At 60.9% G+C, this 14,285-nt stretch carries 12 protein-coding genes; 6 read left to right on the top strand and 6 right to left on the bottom strand.

From position 1 onward, the window contains the following. Positions 1-46: 46 nt before the first annotated feature. Positions 47-1,405 carry a glutamine synthetase family protein gene (locus ALTER154_RS09750; protein WP_090254525.1) on the bottom strand — a complete coding sequence of 453 codons (1,359 nt, stop codon included), beginning with the start codon at positions 1,403-1,405 and terminating at the stop codon, positions 47-49. 43 nt (positions 1,406-1,448) lie between these two features. Beyond that, a complete protein-coding gene (locus ALTER154_RS09745; RefSeq protein ID WP_160086605.1) occupies positions 1,449-2,201 on the bottom strand; it encodes a gamma-glutamyl-gamma-aminobutyrate hydrolase family protein in 753 nt (250 codons plus the stop codon). A gap of 276 nt (positions 2,202-2,477) precedes the next feature. Between ALTER154_RS09745 and ALTER154_RS09740 the strand changes: the two genes are divergently transcribed. Both ALTER154_RS09740 and ALTER154_RS09735 read left to right on the top strand, forming a co-directional pair. Next, positions 2,478-3,854, top strand: a complete 1,377-nt coding sequence (locus ALTER154_RS09740; RefSeq protein ID WP_090254520.1) for a glutamine synthetase family protein — start codon at positions 2,478-2,480, stop codon at positions 3,852-3,854. Positions 3,855-4,018: 164 nt separating this feature from the next. Further along, positions 4,019-5,077 (top strand): extracellular solute-binding protein, encoded by a 1,059-nt coding sequence (locus ALTER154_RS09735; protein WP_160086603.1) that lies wholly within the window; start codon positions 4,019-4,021, stop codon positions 5,075-5,077. 62 nt (positions 5,078-5,139) lie between these two features. Here the strand turns inward: ALTER154_RS09735 and ALTER154_RS09730 are convergent, their stop codons facing one another. Beyond that, entirely contained in the window at positions 5,140-6,504 is a 1,365-nt protein-coding gene (locus ALTER154_RS09730; RefSeq protein ID WP_160086601.1) for an inorganic triphosphatase, read from the bottom strand. A gap of 112 nt (positions 6,505-6,616) precedes the next feature. Here ALTER154_RS09730 and ALTER154_RS09725 point away from each other — a divergent pair, with 112 nt between their 5' ends. The 4 genes from ALTER154_RS09725 (at position 6,617) to argA (ending at position 11,249) form a co-directional block, all read left to right on the top strand. After that, a complete protein-coding gene (locus ALTER154_RS09725; RefSeq protein ID WP_160014094.1) occupies positions 6,617-7,294 on the top strand; it encodes a TIGR00153 family protein in 678 nt (225 codons plus the stop codon). A 39-nt stretch (positions 7,295-7,333) separates the two neighbouring features. Next, positions 7,334-8,599: an inorganic phosphate transporter gene (locus tag ALTER154_RS09720; protein ID WP_160086599.1), complete on the top strand. Its 1,266-nt coding sequence runs from the start codon at positions 7,334-7,336 to the stop codon at positions 8,597-8,599. A gap of 69 nt (positions 8,600-8,668) precedes the next feature. After that, positions 8,669-9,847: an acetylornithine deacetylase gene (argE, locus tag ALTER154_RS09715; protein ID WP_160086597.1), complete on the top strand. Its 1,179-nt coding sequence runs from the start codon at positions 8,669-8,671 to the stop codon at positions 9,845-9,847. 103 nt (positions 9,848-9,950) lie between these two features. Then, positions 9,951-11,249 carry an amino-acid N-acetyltransferase gene (gene argA / locus ALTER154_RS09710; protein WP_090254507.1) on the top strand — a complete coding sequence of 433 codons (1,299 nt, stop codon included), beginning with the start codon at positions 9,951-9,953 and terminating at the stop codon, positions 11,247-11,249. A 30-nt stretch (positions 11,250-11,279) separates the two neighbouring features. Here the strand turns inward: argA and ALTER154_RS09705 are convergent, their stop codons facing one another. The 3 genes from ALTER154_RS09705 to trpB all read right to left on the bottom strand — a co-directional run bounded on the left by ALTER154_RS09705 (position 11,280) and on the right by trpB (position 14,172). Continuing rightward, the gene (locus ALTER154_RS09705; RefSeq protein WP_160086595.1) at positions 11,280-11,912 is read right to left on the bottom strand and encodes a TetR/AcrR family transcriptional regulator; all 633 of its coding nucleotides are present in this window, start codon (positions 11,910-11,912) and stop codon (positions 11,280-11,282) included. Positions 11,913-12,154: 242 nt separating this feature from the next. Further along, positions 12,155-12,964 carry a tryptophan synthase subunit alpha gene (gene trpA, locus ALTER154_RS09700; protein WP_160086593.1) on the bottom strand — a complete coding sequence of 270 codons (810 nt, stop codon included), beginning with the start codon at positions 12,962-12,964 and terminating at the stop codon, positions 12,155-12,157. After that, the gene (gene trpB / locus ALTER154_RS09695) at positions 12,961-14,172 is read right to left on the bottom strand and encodes a tryptophan synthase subunit beta (RefSeq protein ID WP_090254501.1); all 1,212 of its coding nucleotides are present in this window, start codon (positions 14,170-14,172) and stop codon (positions 12,961-12,963) included. Before trpB ends, trpA begins: the two co-directional genes overlap by 4 nt. Between the last annotated feature and the right edge of the window lie 113 nt (positions 14,173-14,285).

Here is a 14,285-nt window from a genome sequence, read left to right as displayed (position 1 = left end):
TTGGTGGCGGCTGGCGCAGGGATCACCCACGCCAGCCGCCTGAGGGTTACACCGACAGCAGCAGGAACTCACGCTCCCAGGAGCTGATGACCCGCTTGTAGTTTTCGTGCTCGGCGCGCTTCACCGCGACGTAGCCGCGCATGAATTTTTCACCCAGGAACTTCTCTGCATCCTTACAGGCTTCCATGCGTTCCAGCGCGTGCTCGATGGTGATCGGCAGACGCAGGTTACGGCGCTCGTAAGCACGGCCTTTGACCGGCGCGCTTGGCTTGAAGTCGCCGACCATGCCCATGTAGCCACACAGCAGCGAAGCCGCCAGCACCAGATAAGGGTTGGCGTCGGCACCGGCCAGACGGTTTTCCACGCGGCGGTTCTGCGGCGTGGCTTCCGGTACGCGCAGACCCACGGTGCGGTTCTCTTCGCCCCACTCGACGTTCACCGGCGCCGAGGTATCCGGCAGGAAGCGGCGGAACGAGTTGACGTTAGGTGCGAACAGCGGCAGCAGCTCGGGGATGTATTTCTGCAGGCCACCGATGTGCAGCATGAACAGTTCGCTCATGCTGCCATCCGGGTTGGAGAACAGGTTCTTGCCGGTTTTGATGTCAACCACGCTCTGGTGGATGTGCATCGCGCTGCCTGGCTGATCAGTGATCGGCTTGGCCATAAAGGTCGCGGCCACATCGTGCTTGAGCGCCGCTTCACGCATGGTGCGCTTGAACACGGTGATCTGGTCGGCCAGGTGCAGGGCCTCGCCATGACGGAAGTTAATTTCCATCTGCGCCGGGCCGTCTTCGTGAATCAGCGTGTCGAGGTCCAGGCCCTGGATTTCACACCAGTCGTAGACGTCTTCAAACAGCGGATCGAATTCGTTGGCGGCATCGATGGAAAACGACTGACGGCCCACTTCCGGACGCCCGGAACGGCCCATCGGCGCGACCAGCGGGAAGTCCGGGTCACTGTTGCGCTTGGTCAGGTAGAACTCCATTTCCGGCGCGACGATTGGCTTCCAGCCCTTGTCCGCGTAGAGCTTGAGCACATTCTTGAGAATATTGCGCGGCGACAGCTCGATCGGGTTGCCCTGCTTATCAAAGGTGTCGTGAATCACCATCGCAGTCGGCTCAATGGCCCAGGGCACGAGGAATACGGCGTTCTCGTCCGGGCGGCAGAACATATCGATGTCCGCTTCGTCGAGCAGGTCGTAATAGATGTCGTCCTCGACGTAGTCGCCGGTCACGGTCTGCAGCAGCACACTCTCGGGGAGGCGCATGCCCTTCTCGTCGAGGAACTTGTTGGTCGGCGAAATCTTGCCACGGGCAATGCCGGTAAGATCGCTGATCAGGCATTCAACTTCGGTGATTTTGCGTTCTTTCAGCCAGCTCGAAAGCTGGTCTAATTTGGTGCTCATAGAGACCTCAGGGTTGGTTAGAGCCGACTTATATATAGTCGGCTCAGCGTTGCCCCGCCGTCTTCCTGCAAGCCTCACCAAAGGCCTGGAAGATGGCGAGATAATTCGGGTTGGATCGTACCTGCCATTCAGGGTGCCATTGCACCCCCAATGCGAAGCTTTTGGCACCTTCGACGGAGAAGGCTTCGATCAACCCGTCAGGCGCCAGTGCTTCTACGCGAAGGCCCGGCGCCAGACGCTGAACGCCCTGGCCATGAATGGAATTGACTTGAATCTCGTCCGGCAAGCCGATGCCGGCGAGCAGCCCGCCCGGCTGCACATGCAGCGCGTGACGCAGGCCATATTGCTGTTCTGCGGGCAGGTCACTCGGCTCGCGGTGATCCATAAGCCCAGCAACCTCGTGTACACGCTGGTGCAGCGCGCCACCGAAGGCCACATTCATCTCCTGAAAGCCACGGCAAATGCCAAGCACCGGGATACCGGCGGCAATTGCTGCTTTAATCAAGGGAAGGGTTGTACTGTCACGCGCCGGGTCATGGGCTGTGCCGGGTTCGCTGGCGTCGCCAGCGTAGTGGTGCGGTTCGACGTTGGATGGCGAGCCGGTAAAAACCAGGCCATCGAGGTGCTGCAGCAGGTAAGCCTGATCCAGTTGCTCACCCAGCGCAGGAATGATCACTGGCATACCGCCAACCACCTGTACGATGGCCTGCAAGTATTTATCGCCTGCGGTGTGGTAGATGTTGTGCCCGATCTGCTTGGTGCAGGCACTAACGCCGATAATCGGCTGGCGCGACATGAGACACCCGTTTTATTGCTGTTATGGGTTTCGACCGAGCTTAGCCTTGTTCATTTTTTTTCACAATAGTCATGTAAAAAATTGAACACACCCGACTGAGCACCCCGGCAGGCAAGGCTTTGAGGAGGGCTGCACTGCCCTGTAATGCCCTAAAACTGGCCATCAAGCACCCTTTTGGGGCAAAATGCGCCTCTCTTGACAGCACCAGGTGTTTAAGATTGACTCACACCTGTGCAGTTGCATGATTGATATTTTTAACAAAAAAGGTGTTGCATCATGTCGGTACCCCCGCGTGCCGTTCAGCTTAACGAAGCGAACGCGTTCCTTAAGAAACATCCTGAGGTCCTGTTCGTCGACCTTCTGATCGCAGATATGAATGGTGTGGTGCGCGGCAAGCGTATCGAGCGTGCGAGCCTGCATAAGGTTTACGAGCGCGGCATTAATCTCCCGGCGTCCCTTTTCGCCCTCGATATCAACGGCTCAACAGTGGAAAGCACTGGTCTGGGTCTGGATATCGGTGACGCTGACCGGGTCTGCTTTCCCATCCCCAACACCCTGAGCAATGAGCCTTGGCAGAAGCGCCCAACTGCGCAACTGTTGATGACCATGCACGAAATGGAAGGCGAGCCGTTCTTTGCCGACCCACGGGAAGTGTTGCGTCAGGTGGTGGCGAAGTTCGACGAACTGGGCCTTACGATTTGCGCAGCCTTTGAACTTGAGTTCTACCTGATCGACCAAGCCAACGTGAACGGCCGGCCGCAGCCACCGCTGTCGCCGCTGTCAGGCAAGCGCCCACAGTCGACCCAGGTGTACCTGATTGACGACCTCGACGAATACGCCGAGTGCCTGCAGGACATCCTTGAAGGCGCCAAAGAGCAGGGCATTCCTGCTGACGCCATCGTCAAGGAAAGCGCCCCGGCCCAGTTCGAAGTGAACCTGCACCACGTGGCAGACCCGATCAAGGCCTGCGACCACGCGCTGCTGCTCAAGCGCCTGGTGAAAAACATCGCTTACGACCATGAGATGGACACCACCTTCATGGCCAAACCGTACCCCAACCAGGCGGGTAACGGTCTGCATGTTCACATTTCGATTCTCGACAAGCAGGGCAACAATATCTTCGCCTGCGATGACCCCGAGCAGAATGACGCCTTGCGCCATGCCATCGGCGGCGTATTGGAAACCATGCCCGCGTCAATGGCGTTCCTCTGCCCGAACGTCAACTCCTACCGTCGTTTCGGCGCGCAGTACTACGTGCCGAACTCGCCATGCTGGGGCATCGACAACCGCACCGTGGCCTTGCGTGTGCCGAACGACACAGCCGACGCGGTGCGCATCGAACATCGCGTTGCCGGTGCCGATGCCAACCCGTACCTGCTGATGTCAGCCGTGCTGGCGGGCGTTCACCATGGCCTGACCAACAAGATCGAGCCAAACGCCCCCGTAGAAGGCAACTCCTACGAGCAGAACGAGCAGAGCCTGCCGAACAACCTGCGCGATGCCCTGCGCGAGCTGGACGACAGTGAAGTGCTGGCTCGTTATATCGACCCGAAATACATCGACATCTTCGTCGCCTGTAAGGAAAGCGAGTTGGCCGAGTTTGAAAACTCGATCTCCGACCTCGAATACAACTGGTACTTGCACACGGTTTGATGCAACACCCAACGCCGGCCATTGAGCCGGCGTTTTTTATGGCCCTGGCCATTTTATTCCGCGCGTTGCGCAGCCCTGCCGCTTATTCACGCCCCGGCGTGATGACGGACAGATTGCGCCGCGCGTTTCAGTTGACGCGACATCACCCTACTCAGGAGACCTCCATGCCTCGCCTGTTTGCCGCATTGCTACTTGCCTTGACGCCCATGCTGGCCAGCGCCGAAGAGGTGATTCGCGTCTACAACTGGAACGACTACATCGCCCCGCAGGTGCTGAAAGACTTCGAGGCCGAAACCGGCATCCGCGTCGACTACCACACCTACAGCACCGCTGAAGAGTTGGCGGCGGTTCTGGCAACCGGTGAAGCCATTGATGTTGCCGTGCCGTCGCACGACGCCCTGCCAGCGATGATCAAGAGCGGCACCCTGCAACCGCTGGATTTCAGCCTGCTGCCCAACCGCAAGCACCTCGACAAGCAGCTGCTCAGTACCTTGGTCGCCCTTGACCCCGCCAATCGCCATGCAGTGCCCTACCTATGGGGCGCGGTCGGGCTGGCGATCAACACGCCGCAGGCCGAAGCAGCCTTTGGCGGCCCACTGCCCAATAGCTGGAGCCTGCTATTTGATGCGGAGCAAAGTGCGCGCCTCGCCAGTTGCGGCATTAGCGTGCTGGACGCTCCTGACGAAACCTTGACGCTGCTGCTCAACTATCAGGGCCGCAGCCTGGCGCGTAGCGCACCGAGCCGTATCGAACGGTCCAGCCGTGTCTTGGATGGTTTGCGGCCGAGCCTGCGCTACGTCGACAGCGAGCGCTACATCGAGGACCTCAACCAGGGCAAGTTGTGTGTAGCCATGGCCTGGGTCGGTGATGCCTTGGCCGCCGCGGATGCCGGGCAGCCCGTGCGCTTTTTAGTGCCGGATGAAGGCTCGATCCTGTTTATCGACAACCTGGTGATTCCCAGCAGCGCCACGCGCGTCGATCTGGCGCATCGTTTTATCGATTACCTGATGCAGCCCAAGGTGGCGGCATTGATCACCGCCGAAACCCTGTACCCCAGTGGCAATGCCGACTCCCGCGAGTTTCTTGACGAAGCCCTGCGCAACCAGCCCGACCTCTACCCGGACCGCGATACCAAACGCCGCTTGCATCCGCTGGAAACCCTGCCAGAAAAGCACAGCGCAACGCGCGACGCCGTGTGGACGCGCTTTCGGGATGGCAGTTGAGTGATGCGAAAAGAGCCCGGGGATGATCCGGGCTCCTGAAAAAGCCGACAGCAACGCGGCCGTTACTTGACCAGCTGACGCCAGGCTTTCAGCGAACCAATGGTCAGCAGCTGCGCCTTGCGCGCCTCTAGCACGTCCGGATCGATGGACTGATTGGCCAGCTCCACCAACTTGTTGAGCTCGCCATACAGGCGATCGACCTCGGGTACCTCCAGCACACCACGCGCCAGGTGCAACCAAACCAGCAGACGCTCGATACGTGGCAGCTGCTCGGCAAGGTCTTCCGGCTGCTGCACATAACGCCGCAGCTGCAGGGCCTCGCCTTCATCCGCAACCAGAGTCGGCAGCCAGTTGCCCAAGGGCGCTGCGCCCTGACGATTGCCCCGGTTGTTACGCTCCACCGTCCAGCTGCGCGCCAGCAACCAGCGCGACAGGTTCAACGAAAATAGCCCCCAGCGATTACCCAGCAACTCGGCAGCGAACAACGCCGGTGCATTCTTGCGCAGACTGTCATTGTCCTGGCCGGCCAGAACACGTGGGCGCCACTCCAACAACAGGGCATCCAGTAGCTCGCGCAGCGCATGACTGCTGGCGCGCGGCGCCGCCTGGCCCAGACTGCCGAGCAATGCACGCAGACCGATCAGTTGCTCCAGCCAATCGACCAGCAAACGCCAGTGGCCATTAAAGCGGTACTGTTCGGCCAGGCGTTGGCTGCTGCCCAGTAGGTGCCAGGCCAGTGCCGCAACGCTGTCATCCAGGCTGGTTTGCGCAGTCAGGCTCGGCGCCGGCAGATTCAGGCTGTAGCTGCCGGCATCGAACAGGCGATAACCGCGCTCGGCCTTGCTGATATCGCAGGGCATCAACGCCAGGTCGGCCGCCAACTCAGCGGCCAGCTCCAGCAATGCCTCAGGCTCACCCTGGCGCAGCTCCAGCTCCAGCTCACAGATTTCCTCTTCGCCTTCACCAGCAATCACCTTACCGAGGTCCAGCGCCGCCTCAATCACCACCTTGGCCTTGCCGCGACCCCAGGCGATTTCCGCCTTCTCACGGATAAAGTCCGTGGTGAAGATCGGCATCAGCTGTTTCTTGTCCAGGTCGGCCAAGGCCGCCGGCCAGCAGCTGTCATCGAGTTTTTTCAGGTCCAGCTTGGCCTTGGCCAGGTTCCAATCCCACTCATTGCGCTCGGACAAACCGGCCACGCTCTGCCCGCGGGTTTTCAGGGTCTGGATGAACTGCTCGCCGTCACGGCGCACGCGCAGGGCGACCTTGGCCGCCGCGAGGTCACGCTCAGGGGTATCGAAGTACTGATTGAACAGTTCGCGCTGCTCCCAACCACTCTTGTTGCGCTTCTTCAGCAACGGGTGATCACGCAGGGCGGCCAGGGTTTCACGGCTAACCCGCAGTTTGATTTCGGTTTCTTTGTTCATGATGGTGGGAATCAACGCCTACTATGAAATTGTGACAGTCCGATTACATGCGCTGGCGACCCTGCGGACTGATCCGTATACTTGCCGCCTTCTTAACGCCGGGGTTCACCCTATGCCAGTCAATCCATTTGCCAGCCTGTTTGGCCGTTCACCGATTGGGCCGATGCAAAAACACTTTGCTAAAGCCCACGAGTGCGCAGCCAATCTGGTGCCTTTCTTCGAAGCCGTGATGGTTGAAGATTGGGCCAAGGTGGAACAGGTACAACAGGAAATGGCCAGCCTCGAACATGAGGCCGACAAGCTCAAGAAAAGCGTGCGTTTGCACCTGCCCAAGAGCCTGTTCCTGCCCGTACCGCGCTCGGATCTGCTTGAGCTGCTGAGTGTACAGGACAAAGTCGCCAACCGCGCCAAGGACATCGCCGGCCTTATGCTGGGCCGCGAAATGGCCATTCCACAGGCTCTGCAGCCGCTGATGCGGGCCTTTGTGCAGCGCACTGTAGATGCCAGCGCACAAGCGCTGAAAGCCATGAACGAGCTCGACGAGCTGTTGGAAACCGGCTTCGGTGGCCGTGAAGCGGCGCTGGTCGAATCCATGGTCATGGAGCTGGAACAAATCGAACGCGATACCGACAAGATGCAAATCGAAGTGCGGCGTGCGCTGTTCAAACTGGAAAAGGACCTTCCCGCTGTCGATGTGATGTTCCTCTACAAGATCATCGAATGGATCGGCGACGTAGCCGACCGTGCCGAACGTGTCGGCAACCGACTGGAACAACTGCTGGCGCGCTAAGCGCCAGTGTCCTTTCTGGAATCTACGGATTAATTATTTATGTCTTTGATTGCGGACTACGGCCTCGTATTGCTGCTGCTTGCCTGTCTCTTTGGTTTTTTCATGGCCTGGGGTGTGGGCGCCAACGACGTGGCCAACGCCATGGGTACTTCGGTCGGCTCTAAAGCCCTGACCATCAAACAGGCGATCCTGATCGCCATGGTCTTCGAGTTCGCCGGCGCCTACCTTGCCGGCGGTGAGGTGACCGAAACCATCAAGAGCGGCATTGTCGATGCGTCGATGATCAGCCCGGACCTGATGGTGCTGGGCATGATGTCGGCCCTGCTGGCGGCCGGCACCTGGCTGCTGGTGGCGTCGACCAAGGGCTGGCCGGTGTCGACCACTCACTCCATCGTCGGCGCAGTCATCGGCTTCGCAGCCGTTGGTGTGTCCATGGACGCGGTGCACTGGGACGGCGTGGGTCCCATCGTCGCCAGCTGGGTGGTGTCCCCAGTGCTGTCGGGTATCGTCGCCTTTGGCCTGTTCGTCAGCGTACAGAAGCTGATTATCGACACCGATAATCCCTTCCTCAACGCCAAACGCTTCGTGCCGCTGTACATGTTTGCCACCGGCTTCATGGTAAGCATCATGACCCTGACCAAAGGCCTCAAGCACATTGGCCTGGACCTCTCCACGACCGAGGGCTTCTTCCTGTCGCTCGGTGTCGGTGGCCTGATCATGCTGCTGGGCATCGTCCTGCTTAGCCGAATCAAGATCGATGTCGAAGCAGACAAAGACTTCCACTACGCCAGCGTGGAGAAAGTCTTCGCCGTGCTGATGATCTTCACCGCATGCGCCATGGCCTTCGCCCACGGCTCCAACGACGTAGCCAACGCCGTAGGCCCACTGGCGGCCATTGTCGGGGTGATCCAGTCCGGTGGCGAAATGGCCGTTGGCGCCAAATCGGCCGTACCCGGCTGGGTATTGCTGCTCGGCGCCGTGGGTATCGTCATTGGCCTAGCCACCTACGGCTACAAGGTGATCGCGACCATCGGCAAGGAAATCACCGAGCTGACCCCAAGCCGTGGTTTTGCCGCTGAACTGGCCACCGCCACCACCGTGGTTGGCGCCTCGGCCATCGGCCTGCCGGTGTCCACCACCCACACCCTGGTCGGTGCGGTACTCGGTGTCGGCCTGGCGCGCGGCATTGGCGCGCTGAACCTTGGCGTGATTGGCAAGATCTTTATGTCCTGGCTGATCACCCTGCCCGTGGGTGCTGCGCTGTCGATTCTTTTCTTCTACATCCTGCGCGGCGTTTTCCTCTAAACACCCGCTGCACGGTTTTATCTGCGCAGGCGATGGCCCTATGATGGGTCTCGCTTGCGGAGATGACCGATGCCCCTGCCTTCTTTCAAAGACCAATTCGCCGCCCTGATCGCCGCGCCATCGGTGAGCTGCACCCAGGCGCATTGGGACCAGTCCAACCGCGCCGTTATTGAGCTGCTAGCAAGCTGGCTCGGCGACCTCGGTTTCGCCTGCGATATGCAGCAAGTCGCCCCCGGCAAATTCAATCTGCTTGCCAGCTATGGCAGCGGCCCTGGCGGCCTGGTGCTGGCCGGGCACAGCGACACCGTGCCATTCGACGCCGCGCTGTGGCAGACCGATCCGCTCAAGCTCACCGAAGTCGATGGCCGCTGGGTGGGCCTCGGCAGTTGCGACATGAAGGGCTTTTTCGCCCTGATCATCGAAGCCGTGCAACCCTTGCTGACGCAGCGTTTCCAACAGCCGCTGCTGATTCTCGCCACCTGCGATGAAGAGAGCTCGATGTCCGGGGCCCGCGCCCTGGCGCAAGCCGGACAGCCGCTGGGCCGTGCGGCAGTGATCGGCGAGCCGACCGGCCTCAAGCCCATCCGCCTGCACAAGGGCATTATGATGGAGCGCATCGATATTCTTGGGCAAAGCGGCCACTCTTCCGATCCGAGCCTCGGCCACAGCGCCCTGGAAGCCATGCAGGACGTGATGATCGAGCTGCGCGGCCTGCGTGCGCAGTGGCAGCGCGAGTACAACAATCCGCAATTCAGCGTGCCCACGCCGACCCTGAACTTCGGCTGCATCCACGGCGGCGACAACCCCAACCGCATCTGCGGCCAATGCTCGCTGGAATTCGACCTGCGCCCGCTGCCGGGCATGCAGCCAGAAGCCCTGCGCGCGGCGATCCGGCAGAAGCTGCAACCGTTAGCTGAGCAGCATCAGGTGAAGATCGATTTCGCCCCGCTGTTTCCCAGCGTGCCGCCCTTCGAGCAAAACGCCGACAGTGAGCTGGTGCGCATTGCCGAGCGCCTGACCGGACACAGCGCCACAGCGGTGGCATTTGCCACCGAAGCGCCTTATCTTCAGCAGCTTGGCTGCGAAACCCTGGTGCTCGGCCCTGGCGATATCGACTGCGCCCACCAGCCTGGCGAGTACCTGGAAATGTCACGTTTGCAGCCTACTGTGCGTCTGCTGCAACAGCTGATCGAACACTACTGCCTGCAAACCAAACAACCTGAGTCATCCGGAGGAGAGAACGCGTGAAGCTGCCCCAACTGCGACGATAAAACCGCTGCTCTCGGCTGCCGCCTGGCGCAACCTTGCGCCCTTCCCATGCGTTCCGTATTCGACACAGGTTCTTCAAGCAATGCACGACCACGTTAACTGGCTCCGCCACGCTTCGCCCTATATCAATGCCCACCGTGACTGCACCTTTGTGGTGATGCTGCCGGGCGAGGGTGTTGCCCACCCGAATTTCGGCAATATCGTCCACGACCTAGTGCTGCTGCACAGCCTCGGCGTACGCCTGGTACTGGTGCACGGCTCGCGCCCGCAGATCGAAGCACGCCTGGCCAACAACGGCCTCACTCCACGCTTTCACCGTGACCTGCGGATCACCGACAGCCCGACCCTGGAATGCGTGATCGATGCCGTCGGCCAGCTGCGCATCGCCATCGAAGCACGCCTATCGATGGACATGGCGCGCTCGCCGATGCAGGGCTCGCGCCTGCGCATTACTAGCGGTAACTTCGTCACTGCGCGGCCGATTGGCGTGGTCGATGGCGTCGACTATCACCACACCGGCGAAGTTCGCCGCATCGACCGCAAAGGCATCAATCGCCAGCTGGATGAGCGCAGCATCGTGTTGCTGTCGCCACTGGGTTATTCGCCTACCGGGGAGATCTTCAACCTCGCCTGCGAAGACGTCGCCACCCGCGCCGCCATCGACCTGGACGCAGACAAGCTGCTGCTGTTCGGCGCCGAGTGCGGCCTGCTCGACGAAGCCGGCAAGCTGGTGCGTGAACTGCGCCCGCAGCAGGTGCCCGCGCACCTGCTGCGCCTGGGCAGCAGCTACCAGGCTGAACTGCTGGATGCCGCCGCCGAAGCCTGCAAAGCCGGAGTACGCCGCAGCCATATCGTCAGTTATGCGGAAGACGGGGCATTGCTTAGCGAGCTGTTTACCCGCACCGGCAACGGCACTCTGGTGGCGCAGGAGCAGTTTGAATCGCTGCGCGAAGCGACAATCGAGGATGTTGGCGGGCTGATGGAGCTGATCACCCCGCTGGAAGACCAGGGCATTCTGGTGCGCCGCTCACGCGAGGTGCTGGAGCGTGAGATCGAGCAGTTCAGCATCGTCGAACGTGAAGGGCTGATCATCGCCTGCGCCGCGCTGTACCAGATTGCCGACTCGGATTTCGGCGAGCTGGCGTGCCTGGCGGTCAACCCAGCCTACCGCCATGGCGGACGCGGTGACGAGCTGCTCGAACGCATCGAGGAACGCGCCCGCGCCCAGGGCCTGAAAACACTCTTCGTACTTACCACGCGCACCGCACATTGGTTCCGCGAACGCGGCTTTATGCCCAGCAGTGTCGACCGCCTGCCAGCTGCGCGCGCCTCGCTGTACAACTACCAGCGCAACTCGCAGGTGTTTGAAAAGGCGCTCTGAACGAGCTGTGGTGGAAATTGAAAAGGACGCTTAGAGCGCCCTTTTTGGTAGATGGGGTGGCAGATAAAGACTGAGATAGGCATCGAACACCCGCATGCCTTCCTCAGCCATGCGCGGGGTAATGGCGCCGTGCAGCTGCACCGAGCGGGCATAAACGCGGTCACCCAGCTCCATGGCCAGGGCGAACACATCAACATCTTGTGGCAGCTGCGGCAGCGGGAAGTGGTGATCGAACAACTGCTGCATCAACTGGCCCAGCTCGATATCGTGCTGACGGTCCGCCTGGGTGACTTCGGCTAGGCCGTGCTGCGCCAAAATCAACTGGCGCGCGGCGGCATCAGCCGCGTAGATCGCCAGCATTCGCTGCTCCACTAAACGCGACAGGTCACGCCAATCGCGCAGTTGCGCATGTTCAATCGGTTCCTGCAGACAGGCGCGAAACGCGCTGTGAATGTCTGCCGTCAGCCCTTCCAGTAAGGCGGGCACACTGGCGAAGAAGTGGTACACCGAAGACGGCGGAATCTGCGCGCGCTCCGCCACGCTGTAAATCGACAGGCTGGCCACGCCCTGCTCGGCCAGCAACTCACGGGCAGCAGCCAGAATGCCGGCGATGCGACTCTGGCTACTGGCGCGTGGTTTGCGAGCTACAGGGGAGCGTGACATGGCGAGACTCGGAGCAGGGAAATAGGGCGGATGACATTTCACCGCCTACCCTACACCGAACCCATAGCCCGGATAAAATCCAGGAACGCTTTTCATGGCAAGAAATGCTGCGAATGACCTCCGGCAGAGCGGGAGCCATACGAGTTAGATCGGGGTGAGAAGGGTGGATGACACTTTTTTCATCCACCGATGCAGCGGTGGATGGGTGGAGCGTCCGTTACGAGCTCCGCCCACCCTAGGACTCAGCGGCGCGCGCCGCGCACCCCTTCAGCCAACGCCGCACATAGGCTCAGCACACCGTCTACGGCCTGCTCGTTGCTGCTGGCATTGGCGATCTGGTCGATCAATGCCGAGCCGACCACCACGCCTTCGGCCAGACGGGCGATGGTCGCCGCATGCTCCGGGGTGCGGATGCCGAAGCCGATACACAGCGGCAGGTCAGTGTGGCGACGCAGGCGGGTGACCGCTTGTTCTACGTGGTCCAGAGTGGCCGAGCCAGCACCGGTCACACCGGCAACCGATACGTAGTAGACAAAGCCAGAGCTGCCGTTCAGCACTTTCGGCAGGCGTTTGTCGTCGGTGGTCGGGGTGGTCAGACGGATAAAGTCCAGGCCAGCAGCCTGAGCTGGGTCGCACAGGTCAGCGTTATGCTCGGGCGGCAGGTCGACCACGATCAAGCCGTCGACGCCGGCGTCTTTGGCTTCGGCAATAAACCGCGCCACGCCGTATTTGTGGATTGGGTTGAAGTAGCCCATCAGCACCAGCGGGGTGACCTGCTCGCCTTCGCGGAACTCACGAACCATCTGCAGGGTTTTCGCCAGGTCCTGACCGTTGTCCAAGGCGCGAATATTGGCCAGTTGGATCGCCGGACCATCGGCCATTGGATCGGTGAAGGGCATACCCAGCTCAATCACATCCGCGCCGGCGGCAGGCAGACCCTTGAGGATGGCCAGCGAGGTGTCGTAGTTCGGGTCGCCACCGGTGACGAAGGTCACCAGGGCCGCGCGGTTCTGTTGTTTCAGCTCGGCAAAGCGGCTTTGCAGGCGGCTCATGCGTGCTTCTCCTGTTGTTCCATGTGGTGCACGATGGTTTGCATGTCCTTGTCGCCGCGGCCGGAAAGGTTAATCACCATCAGGTGATCCTTGGGCAGCTTCGGCGCGCGCTTGAACACTTCCGCCAGGGCGTGAGCGGTTTCCAGAGCGGGGATGATGCCCTCCTGACGGCAGCAGATGTGGAAGGCTTCCAGGGCTTCGGTGTCGGTCACCGAGGTGTATTCGACGCGGCCGACTTCATGCAACCAGGCGTGTTCCGGGCCGATGCCGGGGTAATCCAGGCCCGCGGAAATCGAGTGGGCGTCGATGATCTGGCCATCGTCGCTTTGCAGCAAGAAGGTACGGTTACCGTGCAGCACGCCCGGTACGCCGCCGTTGAGGCTGGCCGCGTGTTTGCCGGTTTCGATGCCGTGGCCAGCCGCTTCCACGCCGATGATCTTCACGTCTTTGTCATCGAGGAAGGGGTGGAACAGGCCGATGGCATTCGAGCCACCGCCGATGCAGGCGATCAAGCTGTCCGGCAGGCGACCTTCCTGGGCGAGCATCTGGTCGCGGGTTTCCTTGCCGATTACGGCCTGGAAGTCACGGACCATCGCCGGGTACGGGTGCGGGCCGGCCACAGTGCCGATCATGTAGAAGGTGGTGTCGACGTTGGTCACCCAGTCACGCAGGGCTTCGTTCATCGCATCTTTCAAGGTCCCAGTACCGGCGACTACAGGCACCACGGTGGCGCCCATCAGCTTCATGCGCAGTACGTTGGCGTTCTGCCGATGGATGTCGGTGCTGCCCATAAAGATCACGCATTCCATGCCGAAGCGCGCTGCGACGGTGGCAGTGGCCACGCCGTGCATGCCGGCGCCGGTCTCGGCGATGATGCGTTTTTTGCCCATGCGCTTGGCCAACAGCACCTGGCCGATGCAGTTGTTGATCTTGTGCGCGCCGGTGTGATTCAACTCTTCACGCTTGAAGTAGATCTTCGCGCCGCCGCACATCTCGGTCAGGCGCTCGGCGAAATACAGCGGGCTGGGACGGCCGACGAAATCACGCTGGAAGTACGCCAGCTCTTTCTGGAACTCGGGGTCGAGCTTGGCTTTCTCGTACTCATCGGCCAGGTCGTGGATCAGCGGCATCAAGGTTTCAGCGACGTATTGGCCGCCGAACGAGCCGAACAGGCCGTTGGCATCAGGACCAGCGCGGAAGGAAGTCATGGCGTTCTCCTCAGAAAATTCGGGCGCGCTTGGCAGGCCATCGGCCTGCTTCTACGGCAATGGACACAGGATAAAGCTGTGGCGTGCGCGGCAAAAGCGATAAGATTGCCGCA

Origin of the sequence: Pseudomonas sp. 9AZ (assembly GCF_902506525.1) — a bacterium.
In the GTDB taxonomy this organism is placed as follows: domain Bacteria; phylum Pseudomonadota; class Gammaproteobacteria; order Pseudomonadales; family Pseudomonadaceae; genus Aquipseudomonas; species Aquipseudomonas peli.
The sequence above is the reverse complement of the archived record's forward strand: the minus strand, read 5'-3'. Positions and strand labels throughout refer to the sequence as shown.

What these genes read in the sequence shown, in the direction of transcription:
- ALTER154_RS09730 (WP_160086601.1), bottom strand. Translation starts at nt 6,504, where the DNA reads ATGAACAAAGAAACCGAAATCAAACTGCGGGTTAGCCGTGAAACCCTG.
- ALTER154_RS09740 (WP_090254520.1), top strand. Translation starts at nt 2,478, where the DNA reads ATGTCGGTACCCCCGCGTGCCGTTCAGCTTAACGAAGCGAACGCGTTC.
- argA (WP_090254507.1), top strand. Translation starts at nt 9,951, where the DNA reads ATGCACGACCACGTTAACTGGCTCCGCCACGCTTCGCCCTATATCAAT.
- trpA (WP_160086593.1), bottom strand. Translation starts at nt 12,964, where the DNA reads ATGAGCCGCCTGCAAAGCCGCTTTGCCGAGCTGAAACAACAGAACCGC.
- ALTER154_RS09750 (WP_090254525.1), bottom strand. Translation starts at nt 1,405, where the DNA reads ATGAGCACCAAATTAGACCAGCTTTCGAGCTGGCTGAAAGAACGCAAA.
- trpB (WP_090254501.1), bottom strand. Translation starts at nt 14,172, where the DNA reads ATGACTTCCTTCCGCGCTGGTCCTGATGCCAACGGCCTGTTCGGCTCG.
- ALTER154_RS09745 (WP_160086605.1), bottom strand. Translation starts at nt 2,201, where the DNA reads ATGTCGCGCCAGCCGATTATCGGCGTTAGTGCCTGCACCAAGCAGATC.
- ALTER154_RS09720 (WP_160086599.1), top strand. Translation starts at nt 7,334, where the DNA reads ATGTCTTTGATTGCGGACTACGGCCTCGTATTGCTGCTGCTTGCCTGT.
- argE (WP_160086597.1), top strand. Translation starts at nt 8,669, where the DNA reads ATGCCCCTGCCTTCTTTCAAAGACCAATTCGCCGCCCTGATCGCCGCG.
- ALTER154_RS09735 (WP_160086603.1), top strand. Translation starts at nt 4,019, where the DNA reads ATGCCTCGCCTGTTTGCCGCATTGCTACTTGCCTTGACGCCCATGCTG.
- ALTER154_RS09705 (WP_160086595.1), bottom strand. Translation starts at nt 11,912, where the DNA reads ATGTCACGCTCCCCTGTAGCTCGCAAACCACGCGCCAGTAGCCAGAGT.
- ALTER154_RS09725 (WP_160014094.1), top strand. Translation starts at nt 6,617, where the DNA reads ATGCCAGTCAATCCATTTGCCAGCCTGTTTGGCCGTTCACCGATTGGG.